At 73.4% G+C, this 16,277-nt stretch carries 9 protein-coding genes; all 9 read right to left on the reverse strand.

Features of this window, described 5'->3' with window-relative positions; all coding sequences use genetic code 11:
• Positions 1 to 4 precede the first annotated feature (4 nt).
• On the reverse strand, positions 5 to 1,120 hold the full coding sequence (locus ACZ601_RS26825) for a peptidase M50 (protein ID WP_469542473.1): 1,116 nt from the start codon (positions 1,118 to 1,120) through the stop codon (positions 5 to 7).
• Positions 1,117 to 2,193, reverse strand: a complete 1,077-nt coding sequence (locus ACZ601_RS26830) for a lantibiotic dehydratase C-terminal domain-containing protein (RefSeq protein WP_440578926.1) — start codon at positions 2,191 to 2,193, stop codon at positions 1,117 to 1,119. Before ACZ601_RS26830 ends, ACZ601_RS26825 begins: the two co-directional genes overlap by 4 nt.
• Positions 2,190 to 4,913: a lantibiotic dehydratase gene (locus ACZ601_RS26835; protein WP_469542476.1), complete on the reverse strand. Its 2,724-nt coding sequence runs from the start codon at positions 4,911 to 4,913 to the stop codon at positions 2,190 to 2,192. Before ACZ601_RS26835 ends, ACZ601_RS26830 begins: the two co-directional genes overlap by 4 nt.
• 47 nt (positions 4,914 to 4,960) lie before the next feature.
• Positions 4,961 to 6,547 (reverse strand): nitroreductase family protein, encoded by a 1,587-nt coding sequence (locus ACZ601_RS26840; protein WP_469542479.1) that lies wholly within the window; start codon positions 6,545 to 6,547, stop codon positions 4,961 to 4,963.
• A 28-nt stretch (positions 6,548 to 6,575) separates the two neighbouring features.
• Positions 6,576 to 8,552 (reverse strand): TOMM precursor leader peptide-binding protein, encoded by a 1,977-nt coding sequence (locus tag ACZ601_RS26845; RefSeq protein ID WP_469542482.1) that lies wholly within the window; start codon positions 8,550 to 8,552, stop codon positions 6,576 to 6,578.
• Positions 8,542 to 10,764 (reverse strand): TOMM precursor leader peptide-binding protein, encoded by a 2,223-nt coding sequence (locus ACZ601_RS26850; protein ID WP_469542485.1) that lies wholly within the window; start codon positions 10,762 to 10,764, stop codon positions 8,542 to 8,544. Before ACZ601_RS26850 ends, ACZ601_RS26845 begins: the two co-directional genes overlap by 11 nt.
• 4 nt (positions 10,765 to 10,768) lie before the next feature.
• Positions 10,769 to 12,550, reverse strand: a complete 1,782-nt coding sequence (locus ACZ601_RS26855) for an AfsR/SARP family transcriptional regulator (protein ID WP_440577744.1) — start codon at positions 12,548 to 12,550, stop codon at positions 10,769 to 10,771.
• 284 nt (positions 12,551 to 12,834) lie between these two features.
• Positions 12,835 to 15,414: an ABC transporter permease gene (locus ACZ601_RS26860; RefSeq protein ID WP_469542490.1), complete on the reverse strand. Its 2,580-nt coding sequence runs from the start codon at positions 15,412 to 15,414 to the stop codon at positions 12,835 to 12,837.
• Positions 15,411 to 16,199 carry an ABC transporter ATP-binding protein gene (locus ACZ601_RS26865; RefSeq protein ID WP_440577746.1) on the reverse strand — a complete coding sequence of 263 codons (789 nt, stop codon included), beginning with the start codon at positions 16,197 to 16,199 and terminating at the stop codon, positions 15,411 to 15,413. Before ACZ601_RS26865 ends, ACZ601_RS26860 begins: the two co-directional genes overlap by 4 nt.
• Positions 16,200 to 16,277 lie beyond the last annotated feature (78 nt).

The following is a 16,277-nucleotide window of genomic DNA, read 5'->3' on the forward strand; positions in this document are numbered from 1 at the left end:
GCGGTCAGGCGGGGAGCAGGTGGACGACGGCCGCGACGACGGCGGCCGCGACCAGGACGAGCGCGAGCACCGCGCACGTCGCGTAGCCGAGGTAGGCGGTCCGGGCGCGCCTCGGATAGCTCGCGGCGGCCGGGTCGCGGCGTGCGGCCAGGCGCAGGTACGTGGCGGTCGAGGCGGCCAGCTCGGTGGCCCCGAACAGCTGCCCGGCGATCCGGTAGCCGTCGAGCGGCGGCAGGGGCACCAGCATGGCGAGGGCCTGGACGCTGCCGAGGAGCAGCAGCGCGCCGAACGCGTCGTGGGTGGCGTCGTCGAGCGGGGCGGACAACCACAGGACGGAGAACGGCAGCAGGAACAGCAGGTTCATCACCGCCCCGGCGAGCGCGGTGCTGACGCGCTGCCGACGGGCGCCCAGATAGAGGTAGTTGTCCACCGTGCAGTACATGATGACCACGGGGAACCGCCAGCGCAGGCCGATCTCCGCGACCTTGCCGCCGTGGTGCCGGGCGACGACGGCGTGGGCCAGTTCGTGCAGGGCGGTGCTGAACCAGAGCAGTGTGGCCAGTCCGGTCAGCAGTACGGGGTTGCCGAACACCTCGCGGGTGGCCCGGAGGAGTTCGCCGGCCCGCAGGGCGATCACCGCTTCCATCGCCACCAGGGCGGTGAGCAGCGGCACCGTCCATGCCGGGGCGAGGAGGAAGCCCACGGCCCGGTGCAGCCGGGTCGCGGTGGCGTCCGCGTCGGCGACCAGCCGGATGCTGCCGCGCAGGACGCCGCGCGGGGGCGGCGCGGAGGCGGCTTCGGCGGTCGTCCGGGCGGGGGCCCCGGTCAGCAGGCCGCGGGCGCCGAGCATCCGGAGGATCTGCTGCCAGCGGGCGTCGTCGAGCCGGCGGCCGAAGGCCTGGGCGTAGGCCTCACCGATCTCCCCGAGGGTGTGCTCGCCGTCCATCCGGGCGATGAGGAAGTGCTCCTTGGGGCCGACCTTGAACGAGCTGTCGCTGCCGGTGTCCTTGATCAGGTGCACCGTGGCGGGGCCGTGCAGCAGCGCTTCGCTGAGCAGCACCCCTGGCCGCAGTTCCGGCCGGTACGCGGCCAGGTCCTGTCTGGAGGCCGGGGCACTCATCCGGACTCCCGCAGGGCGCGGCCGAGCACGTGCGAGAGGTAGGCCTCGTCCCTGATCGTCACGTGCAGCCGGTTGTTGGTCATATGCATGTACGGGGAGAGGAGCATCGGCAGCGCGGCGGACGGGGCGGCGGCCTGCTCCTTCCCGCCCCCGGTCCCGTCCCCGTCCTCGTCGCGGGACGGGAAGACCAGATCGCCGTCGCGGGCCAGCGCGACCACCCGGTCCCGGAGTTCGGCGCAGTGCTCGGCCCAGCCCGCGAGGAAGCCGGGCAGCCGGGCGGCGCCCGGCTCACCGGACGTGGCGGCGCGGACGCGGTCGAAGCGGTCGGTGAGCCCGGCGGCCATCGAGGCGTAGTTGCTGTCGTACTCCTCGCTGCCGATGAAGCCGGTGCCGGGGAACGCCCGGTGCCAGAACTCGTAGTAGCCGTCGAGGTAGTCGGCCAGCTTCCCCCGGTCGGGCAGGAAGGTCGCCGACATCACCATCATCAGCTGGGCGGAGGTGCCCAGCAGTACGGTCCGCAGGTGCAGGTTCTTCGTGCGGAAGGCGTCGATGACCAGATCGCTGGAGTGCCGGAAGTGCCATTCGGCCAGCTCGATCCCGGCCGGGCCGCCGTACTTGGCGTACTCGGGCTCGTAACGCTCCTGGCTGCGCGAGTTGTTGGGGCGCAGGTTCATCCGGCCCCGTTCGTCCATGTACGGGCCGCGCTCCGCGCCGGGGAACTCGATGTCGAACAGGGCGTTGTAGAACTCGTTGAGGAACCCCGAGTCCACCTCGTACAGGGCGGGGCGTTCGGTCAGGAACGCGTCGAGGGCCTCCTCCGTACGGCGCCGGACCTCCGCCTCGGCGTCCGGGGTCGAGGGCCTGATCCGCAGCCTCACATGCGGGCCCTCCAGCCAGTAGTTGATGAAGAAGTACCCCGCGAGCAGCCCGTCGGCCTCCAGTCCGGCGATCAGGGGGCGGACGCAGTGCGTGAGCATGGGGCGGGGGTTGGCGGCGTAGAAGATGTGGGTGGCCTGCCAGGCTCCCGCCCGGCGGGTGTCCGCGGGGGCGGGGCCGGTGAGGGCTGAGCTCATGGGTGGTTCCTCTCTCGGGCGGGGGCGAGGGTCTCCAGCGCGAGCTCGGCGACGTGGTGGCCGTGGGCGGAGACGGTGTGCAGGGAGTCCTCGTCGGGCAGCATTTCCCGGAACACGACCCGCGCCGCCGGGTTCCTGACCAGCGCCTCGAACGCCGCCAGCGAGAGCGGGCTGTCGAAGTCCAGGTAGCTCGGCTTGGCCCCGGTCGCCCCGCGCGCCCCGCTGTCCGAGACGGTGACGAACACCCGGTCCGGCAGGGCGTGGGCGCGGCGGAACGCGTGCCAGTCCAGGAACCACGTGTCGTCCGCCGTGCCGGGCCCGCGCAGCGGCAGGGCCGGGGCGTGCGCGGTCCAGCTGCGCCGGCTGAGCACCACGCTGCCGTGCCGGACCCTCGGTCTGCTGGTCACCCCGTCGACGGGGGCGCTCTCGGGAACGCCGCCCCAGACGTGGAGCGGGGACATCGAGGTCGGGGAGAGCAGCAGCAGGGTGCGGGGCAGTTCCGGCAGGGCGAGCGGGACCAGGTAGCCGAGGTAGACCGGGATGACCTCCTTGTCCAGGCGGGTGGAGCGCAGCGTGAGCCGGTCGCTGTCCGGGTCGTGGACGAGGTACAGGTCGTCCAGGTGGATGCGGCGGTCCGGGGGCAGGGTGCCGCGCTCGCCGGGGCAGACGATCTCGTACCCGGTGAGCCGGTCGTGCAGGTTGAGGTTGCTGGTGACGGGTCCCCCGGTGACCTCGGCGAGGACGGCGCCCTCGGGCACCAGGGGGGTCACGGCGTCGAGGAGTTCCTCGCCCAGGCCGTCGAAGAGATGGGTGAACCGGCTGAACGGGAAGGAGAGCCCGCCGTAGGACCGGTTCAGGACGACCAGCGGGTCGACGGGCCGGTCCACGATCTGCACGTGGTGGGTGAGCGGGGTGAAGTCGGCTGCCAGCGGTTCGAGTTCTGCGGCGACCTCGGCGAGGAAGCCGTCGTCGATCCGGATCTCGTCCGGTACCGGGCCGGGGGCGGCGGTGGTGTCCGCCCACAGGGCGCGCATCCGCTCGACGAAGGCGAGCCGGGCGGTGTCCAGGGCCTTGAGCTGCGGCAGGGAGAGCCAGTTCTCCTCCGGTACGTAGTTCCCGTCCGCGTCGAACGTGGTGTGCTTCGAGGTGAACGAGATGTACTGGTCGAAGAAGTCCTCGTGGAAGTCGTGGACCAGTTTCAGCAGGTCGTCGCAGCGCCCGCCCCGCCCGTACCGGGCGAGGAAGAACCCCTTGAACGTGACGCGCTGCGGCAGCGTGAGGTCGAAGGCGGGCAGGACGCGCTCCACGGCCCCGAGCGGACCGGCCGCCAGCCGCTCCCAGTCCGGGGCGGAGAGCCGGGCCGTGTGCCCGGCCGCCACGTCCTCGTAGAGCAGGGTCTGCGGGATCTTCGCGGCGGCGACGCCGAGCTCCTCCTCCTGGAGGGTGCGCAGCGAGCCGCGCACCTCTTCGAGCAGTGCCCGCCGCCCGGCCGGGTCCGCGTCCGCGAACCGGTCGACGCAGGACACCGGGGTGTCCAGGCGTGCGGCCAGCCGGTCCGCCCAGGGGCGGCCGACATCGCGCAGGGAGGACCGGAAGGCGCCCAGCGGGTCGGTGTCGTGGACCTCGGTGCGCAGGCACGGGACCTGCACCATGCCGAGGTCCAGGAGTGCCTTGAGGTACTGGGCACACTCCTCCTCCCCGGCGCCCCGGTCCGCTGCCAGCCGGCTCACCAGCTCGCCGTAGCGCAGGGTGCCGTGCTCCTCGAACATGGCGAGGATCCGTTCCAGGGTGCCGCTGCGGTGCAGGAAGAACAGCCGGTCCTTCACCGCGTCGAAGGTGACGGCGTTGTCCTCGTCGCCCTGGGTGACCCAGCGGCGCACGTAGCGGACCCGGTCGTCGTCGCGGCCCCAGCCGGAGGCCGGGGCGACCGGCAGGTCCGCGCGGCGCACCGGATCGGCGATCACCGCTTCGGCGAGCCGGCCGACGGCCACCACGTTGAGCCGGATGCGCCCGCTCCAGACGTCGTCGACGCGGACGCCGAGCCCGCCGCCGTCCGCGTCCGGTTCGCCGAGGGTGCCCAGTGCCACCCCGGTGAACGTGGAGAAGGGGCTGGTCTTGCAGGCCGTGCGGTACACGTAGGAGAGCAGCGAGCGTTCGATCTTGCGCTGTTTGCGGCCGGGGTTCGGGCCGCCGCCGTCCCTCACGTACGCGTCGAGCTGGGCGTCCAGCGTGGGGGACGCCAGCAGCAGCCCGTCGCGCAGCCGCTCCTCGCCCGCCGTCCGGCGCAGCGCCTCGCGGGCCCGGCCGGTCTCCGCCGCGAGCAGCCCGGCGCCCGCGGCCCGTCGGCCGTCCAGCCGGCGTCTGGTGGTCAGCCAGTCGGACAGCGCGTCGGCCGTCGCCGGGTCGAGGTCCCGCACCGCGGCGAGGGACCGCTCGGCGGCGTCCGGGCGGGGCAGCCGGTTGTTGAAGACGTCGCGGCGCAGCTTGAGCAGCGTCCGGCGCAGCGCCTCGTCCTCGCTGCCGCCGACCAGGCCGTGGATCAGGTCGCCGAGCGCCTCGCCCCCGGCCCGCAACCGCTCGGTGGCCAGGAGGACTTCATCGGCCCAGCGGCGGCTCTCCGGGCAGCGCAGCGCCTGCACGCTCTCCACCGGCAGCCCGGCGACCCGCAGCATGAAGCGGGGCCGGGTGACGGCGGGGGTGGGTGGGTTGTCCGGGGTCATTTCGGGGCTTCCCCTTCCGGTTACGGGCATCGTCGACGGGGTGGGGTTCAGGCGATCTCGTACCGGAAGTCGGCCGGGGCGGGCCGCTCGTTGCCGACCATCATGATCAGCAGCGGTGCCTCACCGGTCGCTCCGAGTCCGAGCTCCTCGGCGTAACTGAGGTTGTCGAAGCCGAGCGCCACCCCGCAGCCGGTGTGCACGGCGGACGCGGCGGTGTACACGGTCTGGGCGATCGCCCCGACGACGGCGTTGACCAGCCGGTATCCCCGGTCGCCGACAGCGTCGAGCACGGCGTGGGTGCGGACGGTGGGCACCAGGACGGCGGCCGCCTGTTCCAGGTTGTAGTTCGTCAGGAAGTAGTTGCGCTGGAGGAAGTCGCCGGGCCGGCCCGCCTTCACCAGGCGCAGGCTGTGTGCCTCCGCGTCGTACTCGTACGCCCCGGGAGTGAGCGACTCGACATGGCCGACGAACGCGTACAGCTTCGCCAGCCGCTGCCCGCCGTCGTCCCCGCCGATCCGTGAACCGGCTGCGGCGGCTGCCAGGCAGGACGCCAACTGCTCCGCTGTCAGCGGGTGCTGGGCGTCGAAGCGGCCGAAGCTGCTGCGCCGCTCGCGCAGGGCGGTGCGTACGTCGGTGCCGAGCGGCCCGGCGGGCGGCAGCGCCACCTCCGGGCGGGTCCGGTCCACGGGGTGCGCCGCCGCGGGGGCGAGGTCCGAGGGGCCCGGCCGGTCGGCGGCGTGCCCGGCGGTGACCGCCTGCATCCGGCGCAGCGCGTCGAAGGTGAGTACGGTGCGCGAGCGCTCCTGGTCCCGGTGGCGCACGGAGATCCCGGCGGTCGGGGCGGGGGCGGGCTCCCGGCGGGGGGCGGTGGCCGCCCACTTCAGCGGGACGACGGCGAAGAGGCCCTCCTCCCGCGTGTCCACACCGAGCAGCCGCCCGAGCCGCTCCTCGTCGAACCAGAGCGCGGGCTCGACGGACAGCCCACGGGCGCCCGCCCACATCCGCCAGGTCTGGAGGCACGCGCCGAGGTCCATGGAGACGGCGTGGAAGGAGAAGTTGTTGTACTTGAAGGCGTTCTGCCAGTACTTGACGCCCAGGACCAGGTACTGATCGGTGTCGGGGCCTGGCGCCCCGTCCCCGAGCGCCGCCCGTACCTCCCGCGACACCTCGCCGGTCAGCAGCCGCTGCATGGCGTGGTGGCGGGTGGAGTAGTAATGGACACCCGGCGGTACGGGCCCGCTCGCCCCGGACACCCAGTACACGCTGACCGGGTAGAGGCCGCCGCCGGAGGCGGAGCCGCGGGACCAGTTGGCGAGCGGGTAGTGCGGCAGGGCGCTCAGGTCGGTGTTGGCCTGGACGCCGAGCCTGCGGCCGGTCAGCCCGTAGGAGTCACGGAGCATCCCGGAGAGCGCCGGAAGGTCGAACTCCCTGTCCCTGGGGGCGTCCTGGTCCAGTCCCCGGCCGAGCGAGGCGTCAGCCGGGTAGCCGGACGCGGGCAGCGGCATGCTGTCGACGCCCGGGTAGTGCTTGCCCTTGCGCGGGCCGTCCGCCCAGTTCGGCACGTAGTCCACCGGCTCCATCGGGACCCGGTTTCGCTGGAGGATCGCGTCGGCGTATTCATGGGCGTACCCCATGGCAGGCTCCTTGGTCACGGGTGACGGATCACGGGAAGGGGTGGGGGGCCATGTTGAGATCGGCGTCGGTGAGCACGCCAGGACGCAGCCCGGCGGCGCCCAGCGCGGTACGCAGCCTCGGCATGCCCAGCGCCCGCTGCCGCGTCCAGCCGAAGTCGATCGGCAGCAGCCCCGGCACGATGACGGAGACCGTGGTCAGGCCCAGTTCACGCTGTTCCGGCATGGTCTGGTCGACGACGACCACGTCGAACCCGGCGGTGGTGACCGCGTCCACGCAGCGCGCCAGGTCCTCCCGCAGGTCGTCGGAGACGGCGGGCACGGAGCCGTCCCCGTACAGCTCGTCGAAGGACCGGGCGCGCGGGCGCGGGGCTCCCGGTTCGCCGATCAGGAAGCGGGCGTGGCCGCCCATCTCGGGGACTCCGTAGGCCAGCGGGTGGTCGTGCAGCGCCTCGACCCGGCCGAAGTCGTCGGCCATGGCGCGCAGCCGGGGCAGCTCGCGCTCGGTGCGGCGGCGGAGGTTCACCGCGTCGGTGGCGATCTCGCAGAGCGCGCCGGACAGCGCCGCCTCCGGGTCGAGTCCGGCGCCCGCCCCGAAGCACATCAGGCCGAGGCCGCCGTCGGGCCGCACCGCGACTCCGGTGACGACGGGGACGGGGAAGGAGATCCGGGTGTCGAAGAAGCGGGCCTCGTAGCCGTACATCTCCAGCCGGTCGACCATCTGCCGGGTGGCCGGGCGGCGGCTGGTGCGCGGATCGATCTCGGGCAGGGCGGCCCGCCCGTACCAGGTCAGCAGGAACGCGTCGCGTTCGATGACCTCCATCAGGCCGAAGTACACGGCCTCCTCCAGGCAGCCGCCGGACGCGCAGCCGTTGGAGCTCTCCTGCACGAAGCGGTTCTCCAGGCCGGGTGCGTGGTAGTACGTGAGGACCTCCGGGACCAGGACCGGCCGGCTGTCGCGCAGCGAGTAGCCGTGCACCCAGGGGATCTCGCGGTCCGGGGAGAACGGCGGGACGTGCGGGTTGGCGCGGTGGAAGGCGTCGGAGTACAGCCCGCAGACGCGCGGGTCGAGAGCCCGCTCGCCCCGGCCGCGCAGCGCGTCCAGCGAACCCCGGATCTGGGCGCGCTTGGCCCGCGAGCGCATGCCCGCGTACCGCTCCAGGCCTTCGAGCACCCCGATCCGCATGCTCTCGGCGAAGGTGTCGGCGTGACCGCCCCAGTACGTCTCGCGGAGGTACTCGCCCGAGCGCATGGAGAAGCAGCCGATGGTGGCGGAGGTCGACGTCGAGGAGACGTCCTGCACGACGGAGGGGCCGAGCGAGCCGCAGACGGGATTGGCGTACGGCTCGACGGGCAGTTCGTACGTCCCGATGTCCCGGACCCGGAAGGTGCCGGGCCTCGCCTTGGGGGCGGGCCGCAGGGTGAGCACGGCGGCCGCCGCGGTGTCCGGTTCGACGTGTCCGCAGCGCGGGCACTCCGGATCGGGCACGAGCGGGTAGTGCCGGACCGTCAGGGTCTCCAGGTCCACCAGGTGCACGGCGGCGAAGGCACCGGTGTCCGGCCCGTGCCCGGCGGTCACGGCGGCGACCAGCCCGGCGAGGGTGTCGGCGGTGAACGGGGTGACGTAGGGGGATTCCCCGGCCGCCCTGGTACCGGAGCCGAGCTCCAGGGCCTCGCGCAGCGCGACGGACCGGACGGCCTGCCAGCGCCGCTCCAGGCAGTGCGCGCAGGGCCGCGGGCCGCTCCCGCGCGCGGTCGTGAAGGGGCCGACGACGGCGTGCCTGCCGTAGAGGCGGACGGGCACGGGCGTGGTGGTGCCGGGGGCGGGCGCGGGTCCGGCCGGGGCGGGCGCGAACGCGTCGCTCACGCCCAGCGGCGCCACGTCCAGCGGCGGCGGTGTGCCGTGCCGGCCCAGCGCCTCGCGCAGGAGTCCGGTGAGCAGGCGCGCGGACTCCCGCACCGGGCCCGCGACACGCACGGGTGCCTCGACGGGCGTCTCAACGGGCATCGGGGGCACCCGCACCGTCCACCGTGAGCAGCACCCTGGCCGTGGCGATGCCCGCCGCCGCCAGGTCCGCCGGGGTGGTGTCCACGTACAGCGCGTCGCGTCCGGCGCTCCGCAGCCGCTCCAGCACCGCGTCGAACGTGGTCTCCGGGCCGCCCGCGGCGACCGGGGCGCCGGTCACCGCGACGGCCGCGGCGGCGAGGTCGCGGACCAGCGGGTCGCCCAGGTCCACGACGCCGCCCGGCTCCTCCGCGGCCAGCTGCGCCTGTCCCAGGAGATCCCGCAGCGCCGCGCAGACGGCCGCCCGCCGGGTGAGGCCCGCCCCGAGCGCCCAACGCCCGTGCCCCGAGGGCCCGTCGGCTTCCCGGGCCAGCACCGCGTGGGCCGAGGTGCGCTCCGCCTCACCGAGGTCGAGCAGCTCCACCGCGAGGTCCAGGTTGGCCGCGGACTTCAGCAGGAACACCAGCTCCGGATCGTCCCCGCCGGCGGCGACCGGGCTGACGACGGTGGTGCCCCGGACCGCCCGCAGCAGCGCGTCGTGTGCCAGGGCCGACATCAGGCCGGTGCCCGCGGCCTCCCGCGCACCGGGGCCCGCACCCGATCCGGCGGAGGTCGCGAGGTGCACCCGGTGGTGGTTGCCCGGACCGAAGGTGCGCACCGCCTCCGCGGGCACCCGCACGGGCTCCTTGGTGAGCAGCGAGGTCGCGAGGGTCCAGGCGGCCGGGGCCGCGCCGCTGCCGCCGGAGGTGGTGAACGCCTCCGCACCCAGCACCCGGTCCGCCGCAGCCGTTCCCGCAGCCGTCGCGGCCGGTGGCGGGACGACGTGCTCGACGTACGCCGCCGCCGCGGCGTACAGCGCCCGCATCCGCGCACCGGCCAGATGGTGCACGTCGAAGGCGGCGACCAGCCGCCGCACCCCCGCGCCGAGCGCCACCTCGACCCGGCTGACCTTCAGCGGGGTCTGGGTCAGCGCCTCGTCGTCGTACCGGCTGAAGACGCCGGTGTACGGGCGGACCAGCGCGGTGCTGATCCGGTTCAGCTCCTCGACCATCGCCTCCGCGTCCCGGGCCGTCTCCACCGTCGCGGTGACCGGCAGCGCCAGTCCTTCCGGCGGAGCGGCGGGCGGCTGCCCGTCGTCGGGCGCGGCGCAGCGGACGCAGCGCGGGTGGGGGCGCACGGGTTCGGCCCGCACGTCGAGCGAGGCCAGGTCCTGGATCAGTACCTGTCCTTCCGTCTCCGCGGGCAGCGCTCCGGTGGTGAGGCGGAAGATCTCGTAGCCGATGAGGTTGCCCACCATCGCGGCGACCGGCCCGGACACGGTGGCGCCGGACTCCGGGGTGGCGCCCGCGGCCTCGCCCCACAGCGCGGCGGCCTCCGCGGCGGACACGTTGCCGCCCAGCCGCAGCACCGCGCAGGACCAGCAGCCGGTGGAGGCGGCGGTGGCGAGCGGGCCGACGACGACCCGCTCGCCGAACATCCAGGCGGGTATCAGGGTTCGGCCCTCGGGTATCCCGGCGGCGAGCAGCCGGTGGGTGCGCGCCCCGGCCCCGGTGCCGCTCACCACGACGACGTCGTACCCGTCGAGCGCGTCCCAGTCCGCGTCCGCGCCGAGGCGGTCGGCCCGCGCACCGGCCGGTGCCGCCTCCGCCGTGACCTCCTCGGACTCCGTCACCGTGCCGATCCGCGCGCAGCCGTTGCGCAGCAGGCTCAGCGCGCACCAGCGGGCGGTCTCGTCGTCGCCGAGCACGGCGACCCGGGTGGCGCGGAAGCGGGCGAAGCGTTCGGCCGCGCCGTCGGCGTAGTGGTCGACGTACGCGATCTGCGCCGCGAACCGTTCGGCGGCGGCCGCGTCCAGTACCGGTTCCGCCTCGCTCGGCGGCTCGGGCACGTCACGGGCGAAGCCGCGCCCGTACAGCGCCTTGACCAGTTCGGCGGCCATCGCGCGCTGGGCGGGCCCGAAACCGGCGCAGAGGTCCGCGAGCCGGTGGTGGCCGGTCAGGTGCGGGACGACGAGGGAGGCGAAGCGATAGGCGGTCCGGCCGGTCAGGTGGAAGCCGCCGTCGGCGTTGTGGAAGAGCACCCCGCCGGGGGTCTCGGTGAACAGCACGTCCCGCCGGACGCGCGGCCGGGTCGCGGCGAGCGCGTCGAACGTACCGGTCACGGCCGGGTCGGCAACGGCGGTCGCTGGTGCGGCAATCGGGGTGTTCGCGGCCATGGGGTCACACCTTCTCTGTGCGGCGGATGTGTTCCGGGGCGGTTCTGCGTACGTAGCTGCGGAGCAGTTCGTGGACCCGGTACGGGCCCGGCGGGCCGTCCTCCAGCAGTCCGGCGTCGGCCAGCTGTTCCAGGACCGCTTCGGTCACGGCCGGGCTGTCGTCGGGGCCGAAGGTGTCCCCCGGTGCCGCCGCGACCAGCTGGAACGCCTCGGACAGCCGGGGTTCCAGCCGGTTCAGCGCACCGTCGAGCAGGGCCCGTACGGAGATGTCGGGCGAGTCCGTCAGGGTGAGCCGGGCCAGCGGGTCCTCGCCCAGCCAGCCGACGGCGTCGGCGAGCCGCAGCCCCGGCCGGGTCAGCAGCCGGGCCGTCAGGATCCGCAGCGCGAAGGGGAAGTGCCCGCACAGCCGGGCGAGGCGGTGTGCCGCGTCCGGCTCCTCCTCGACCCGCTCGGCGCCGAGCACCGACAGCAGCAGGGCGTACGACTCCGCCTCGGTGAAGGCGGTGAGCCGGTGCACCCAGCCGCCGTGGGTGGCGATGAGACCGGCGAGCCCCATCCGGCTGGTCGTGATCACGGCCCCCCGCGCCCCGGCGACCGGGGGCAGCAGCGGGCGCACCTGACCGGCGTCCACCACATCGTCCAGGACCAGCAGGACGCGTCCGCCGTCCGGCCCGGCCCGCAGGGCGTGGGACACCTCCGCCGCGATCTCCTCCGAGCGGCGCGCCCCGCCGTCCGGACGGGTCATCGGCACCAGCCACCGGCCGCCCGGAAAGGCGTCCCGCACGAGGTGGGCGACATGGTGCGCGAGGGCCGACTTGCCGATGCCGGGCGGCCCGGAGACCAGGAGGGTCAGCGGGTGCGGGGCCTCTTCGCCGGGTTCCGCGGGGGCGGTGAGCCGGGCAGCCATGGCGGCGGTCTCGGCTTCCCGGCCGGTGAAGTTGGGCACCACGGGCACCGGACGGGCGGCGGGGCACACGGGTGTTCCGGCCTCGGCGGTGGCCACCGGGGCGGCGGCCGGGAGCGCGGCCGGGCCGTGCCCGGTGCCGAGGTCCTCGCCCCGCAGGATCGCCAGCTCCAGCTGCTGTAGGGCGGGCGAGGGGTCGACCCCCAGCTCGTCCAGCAGGAACTCCTTGACCCTCCGGTACTCGGCAAGGGCCTGCGTCTGGCGCCCCGTCCGGTACAGCGCCTCGATCAACTGCTCGCGGAGCCGCTCGTTGTCCGGGTACGCCCGGGTGGCCGACCAGAGTTCGACCAGCGCCTCCCCGCAGCGCCCCAGCCGCAGCAGCAGGTCGCAGACCCGCTCCACGCTGCGCAGCCGCTCCTCCGCGAGGCGGGGGACCTCGTCCCGGTGCAGCAGGTCGGAGCGCACATTGGTCAGCAGCGAGCCCTGCCAGAGCGACAGCGCGTCCTTCAGCGTGCTGAGTTCCGCGTCCGGATCGTCCGAGAGGGCCACCGCCCGGCGGACCTGGTCACGGAAGCCGAGCAGGTCAAGCGTGTCCGGGGCGGCGGTGATCCGGTAGCCGCCGGGCACGGCCTCGATCACCGTGCCGGTCACCCCGTGCCGGGTGAAGAGCCGGCGCAGCCGCAGCACGCAGGTCTGGAGGGCGGCCTTGGCGGTGACGGGCTGTTCCTCGCCCCACACGGCCCGCTGGAGGTATTCGGCGGAGACCACGGTGTTGGCGTGCAGCAGCAGCGCGGCCAGCAGGACGGTCGGCTTCGACGGCTGGAGCACCACGGCCTCGTGACCGTCCGCCAGGGTCAGCGGCCCGAGCAGCTGGAACCGCATCACGGCCGCCACACGGCCGCGGGGTGTGCGACACCGTCCGGCTGCCGCGAACGCGAGGACCTGGACACGATTCCCTCCGGCGGTTGCGTGACGCCGGGGGTTCCCGGCAGCACGACGATGCCAGCGGGCGGCGGGCAGGAGTCGGTGCGGCCGTGTCAGCTTGCTGCACGGCCGCGGCAGCTTCGTGCAGCCCCGTCCGGGTTTCCGCGGGAACGGATCCGGCCCCGGGGCGTCTGGAGGGACGTCCCGGGGCCGGAGGTTCTCAGTCTACGGTGAGCGCTGCCTCACCCGTCCGTGGCGATGGCGTTCAGGACGTTCATCCGGCCGGCCCGGAACGCGGGGACCAGGGCGGCGAACAGTCCGACGAAGGCCGAGGCGACGAAGACCGTGATGATGGTCGGCCACGGGATCTCCAGGACGCCCAGGCCCTCCAGGGCCAGCAGCTTCTGGGCCGAGGTGCCCCAGCCCATCCCCAGGCCGAGGCCGAGCAGGGCGCCGAACAGGGCGATGACCACGGACTCCAGCCTGATCATGCGGCGCAGCTGGCGGCGGGAGAGGCCGATGGCGCGCATCAGGCCGATCTCGCGGGTCCGCTCGACGACCGAGAGGGCCAGGGTGTTCACGACCCCGAGGACCGCGACGATGATCGCCAGGGCGAGCAGTCCGTACACGATGTTCAGGAGCTGGCCGATCTGGTCCTTCAGGTCCTGCTTGAAGTCGGCCTGGTTCTGCACCTTGTACTGCGGGTACTCGGCGAGCGAGCTCTTGAGGGCGGCGTAGGCCTCCTTCTCCTTGCCGTCCTGCGCCTTGGCGAACATGATCACGTTCGCCGGCATCCTGTCCGCGGGGACGTACTTCTCGGCGGTCGAGGTGTTCAGGTACATCGCGCCCTGGTCCACGCTCGTGTCGTCCGAGGTGATCGCGGCGACCTTGAGCTTCGCCGGGGTGCCCGCCTTGAACGCGACGGTGATCGTGTCACCGACCTTGATGCCGTGCGCGGTGGCGTACTCGTTTCCGACCGACATGGCGTTCTTGCCGTAGGCCGCGGGCAGGTCGCCGGCGACGGTCTCGCGCCGCAGGTCCTGCGGGTACGTGGGGTCGGCGGCGGTGACGTGCTCGTCCGCCGTCGAACCGTCGGGGTTGGTGAGCTTCGCGCCGAGGACCTTGTAGTTGGTGACGTGTTCGATGCCGGGTGCGGTCGTCAGCGCCTTCGCGGCCTGCGGGACGACCAGCCGGCCGTCCGGCGCCTGCACGATGAAGTCGGCGCCCACCGACTTGTCCAGCTCGTCGGTGGCGGAGGCGACCATGGAGGAGCCGACCACCGAGAGGCAGGCCACCAGCGCGAGGCCGATCATCAGGGCCGCCCCGGTGGCTCCGGTGCGCCGCGGGTTGCGCAGCGCGTTGCGCTCCGCCAGCCGGCCGACCGGTCCGAAGAACCGGAGGACGACGACGCTGAGCGCCCGTACGACGACGCCGGCGAGCAGCGGGCCGATCACGATGAAGCCGATGAGGGTGAGGACCACGCCCAGGCCGAGGAAGGCCGAGCCGTCGCTCGACTTGTCCGCCTGGGTGGTCGCCCACAGGGCCGCCGCACCCGCGCCGGTCAGGACCAGGCCGATGCCGGCCCTGATCCAGCCGGACTTGGCGTCCGCCGGGGTGCCGGAGTCGCGCAGGGCGGCCATCGGGGAGACCTTGCCGGCCCGGCGGGCCGGGATGTACGCGGCGAGGACGGTCACGATGATGCCGAGCGCCAGCCCGGTCACCGGGGTCGTCCAGGCGATGGTGAGGTCCTGGGTGGACAGCTCCATGCCCACCGCGCCCATGACCTTCATCAGGCCGACGGCGAGGCCGACCCCGGCGGCGACGCCGAGGAGCGAGCCGACGATGCCGAGGAGCACCGCTTCCAGGAGCACGGACCGGTTGACCTGCTTGCGGCTGGAGCCGATGGCCCGCATCAGGCCGATCTCGCGGGTGCGCTGGGCGACCAGCATCGAGAAGGTGTTGACGATCAGGAAGATGCCGACGAGGAAGGCGATCCCGGCGAAGCCGAGCATCGCGTACTTCATGACGTCGAGGAAGGAGCCCATGGAGTCCTTGTTGGCGTCCGCGGCCTCCTTCTGGGTCTGGAGCTTGTACGTGGCGGAGCCGTCCAGGGCGGTGGCGACGTTCTTCTTCAACTGGGTGTCGCTGACGCCCGGTTGTGCGGTGACGGAGATCTGGGTGAAGGCGTCGGGGCTGCCGAGGAGCTTCTGCTGGGCGGTGGCGGTGTCGAGGTAGACGATGGCCGCGCCCGGGTTGGTGACCTTGAAGGTGGCGATGCCGCTGATCTTCGCGCGGACGTCGCCGGTGACGGCGATGGTGCGCAGTTCGTCACCGATCTTGAGGTGGTGCTTGTCCGCGGTGTCGGCGTCGACCATGACCTCGGTCGGGCCGCGCGGGGCGTGGCCGGAGGTGATCTCCATGGACCGCAGGTCGTTGCTCGTCCAGTTGCCGGCGAGCGTGGGGGCCCCGGTGTCGGAGCCCATGTTCTTGTTGTGGCTGTCGACGACGGTGACCGCGGAGCTGGAGACGGCGCCCTCGGCCTTCTTCACCCCGTCGGCCTTCTCGACCTGTGCGACGACGGAGGCGGGCAGCGACTCGGGCTTGCCGTTCTCCGGGGTGTCGTCGACCTTGGCCGTCTTCGGGCTGACCGTGACGTCGGCCGACGTCGCGGCGAAGAGCTTGTCGAACGTGGTGTTCATCGTGTCGGTGAAGACGAGCGTGCCGCAGACGAACGCCACCGACAGCAGGACGGCGACGGCGGAGAGCGCCATCCGGCCCTTGTGCGCGAAGAAGTTGCGCATCGAGGTCTTCCAGACGGTCATGAGGTCCGCCCGCGCGCGTCGAAGTCCTTCATCCGGTCCAGCACCTGGTCGGCGGTCGGGTTGAGCATCTCGTCGACGATGCGCCCGTCCGCGAGGTACAGCACCCGGTCCGCGTAGGAGGCGGCGACCGGGTCGTGGGTGACCATGACGATGGTCTGGCCCAGCTCGTCCACGGACTTGCGCAGGAAGTCGAGCACCTCTGCGCCGGCCCGCGAGTCCAGGTTCCCGGTCGGCTCGTCACCGAAGATGATCTCCGGCTGGGCGGCGAGCGCCCGCGCCACCGCGACCCGCTGCTGCTGGCCGCCGGAGAGCTCGGTCGGCCGGTGCTTCAGCCGCTCCGAGAGGCCCACGGTCTCCACGACCTGCCGCAGCCAGGCGGCGTCCGGCTTGCGGCCGGCGATGTCCATCGGCAGCGTGATGTTCTCCAGCGCGTTCAGCGTCGGCAGGAGGTTGAACGCCTGGAAGATGAACCCGATCCGGTCGCGCCGGAGCTGGGTCAGCTTCTTGTCCTTGAGGCCGGTGATCTCGGTCTCGGCGAGGTGGATCTGCCCGGAGGTGACGGTGTCGAGCCCGGCCAGGCAGTGCATCAGCGTCGACTTGCCGGAACCGGACGGGCCCATGATCGCGGTGAACTGGCCGCGTGCGATGTCCACATCGACATGGTCGAGGGCGACGACCCGGGTCTCTCCGACCCCGTACGCCTTGACGACCTGCCGCGCCCGCGCAGCAACAGCCGTACGCCCTCCAGTGCCCTCGTGCCTGGGAATGGTCACAGCCGTTGTCACGGTTTATCTCCTATGTCGGTCAGCTATGTCGGTCAGCGCCGGGCGGTCGCCGTCTGCGCCGAGTGGTCGCCGTCTGCT

This window comes from Streptomyces sp. NPDC104307 (genome assembly GCF_055584045.1).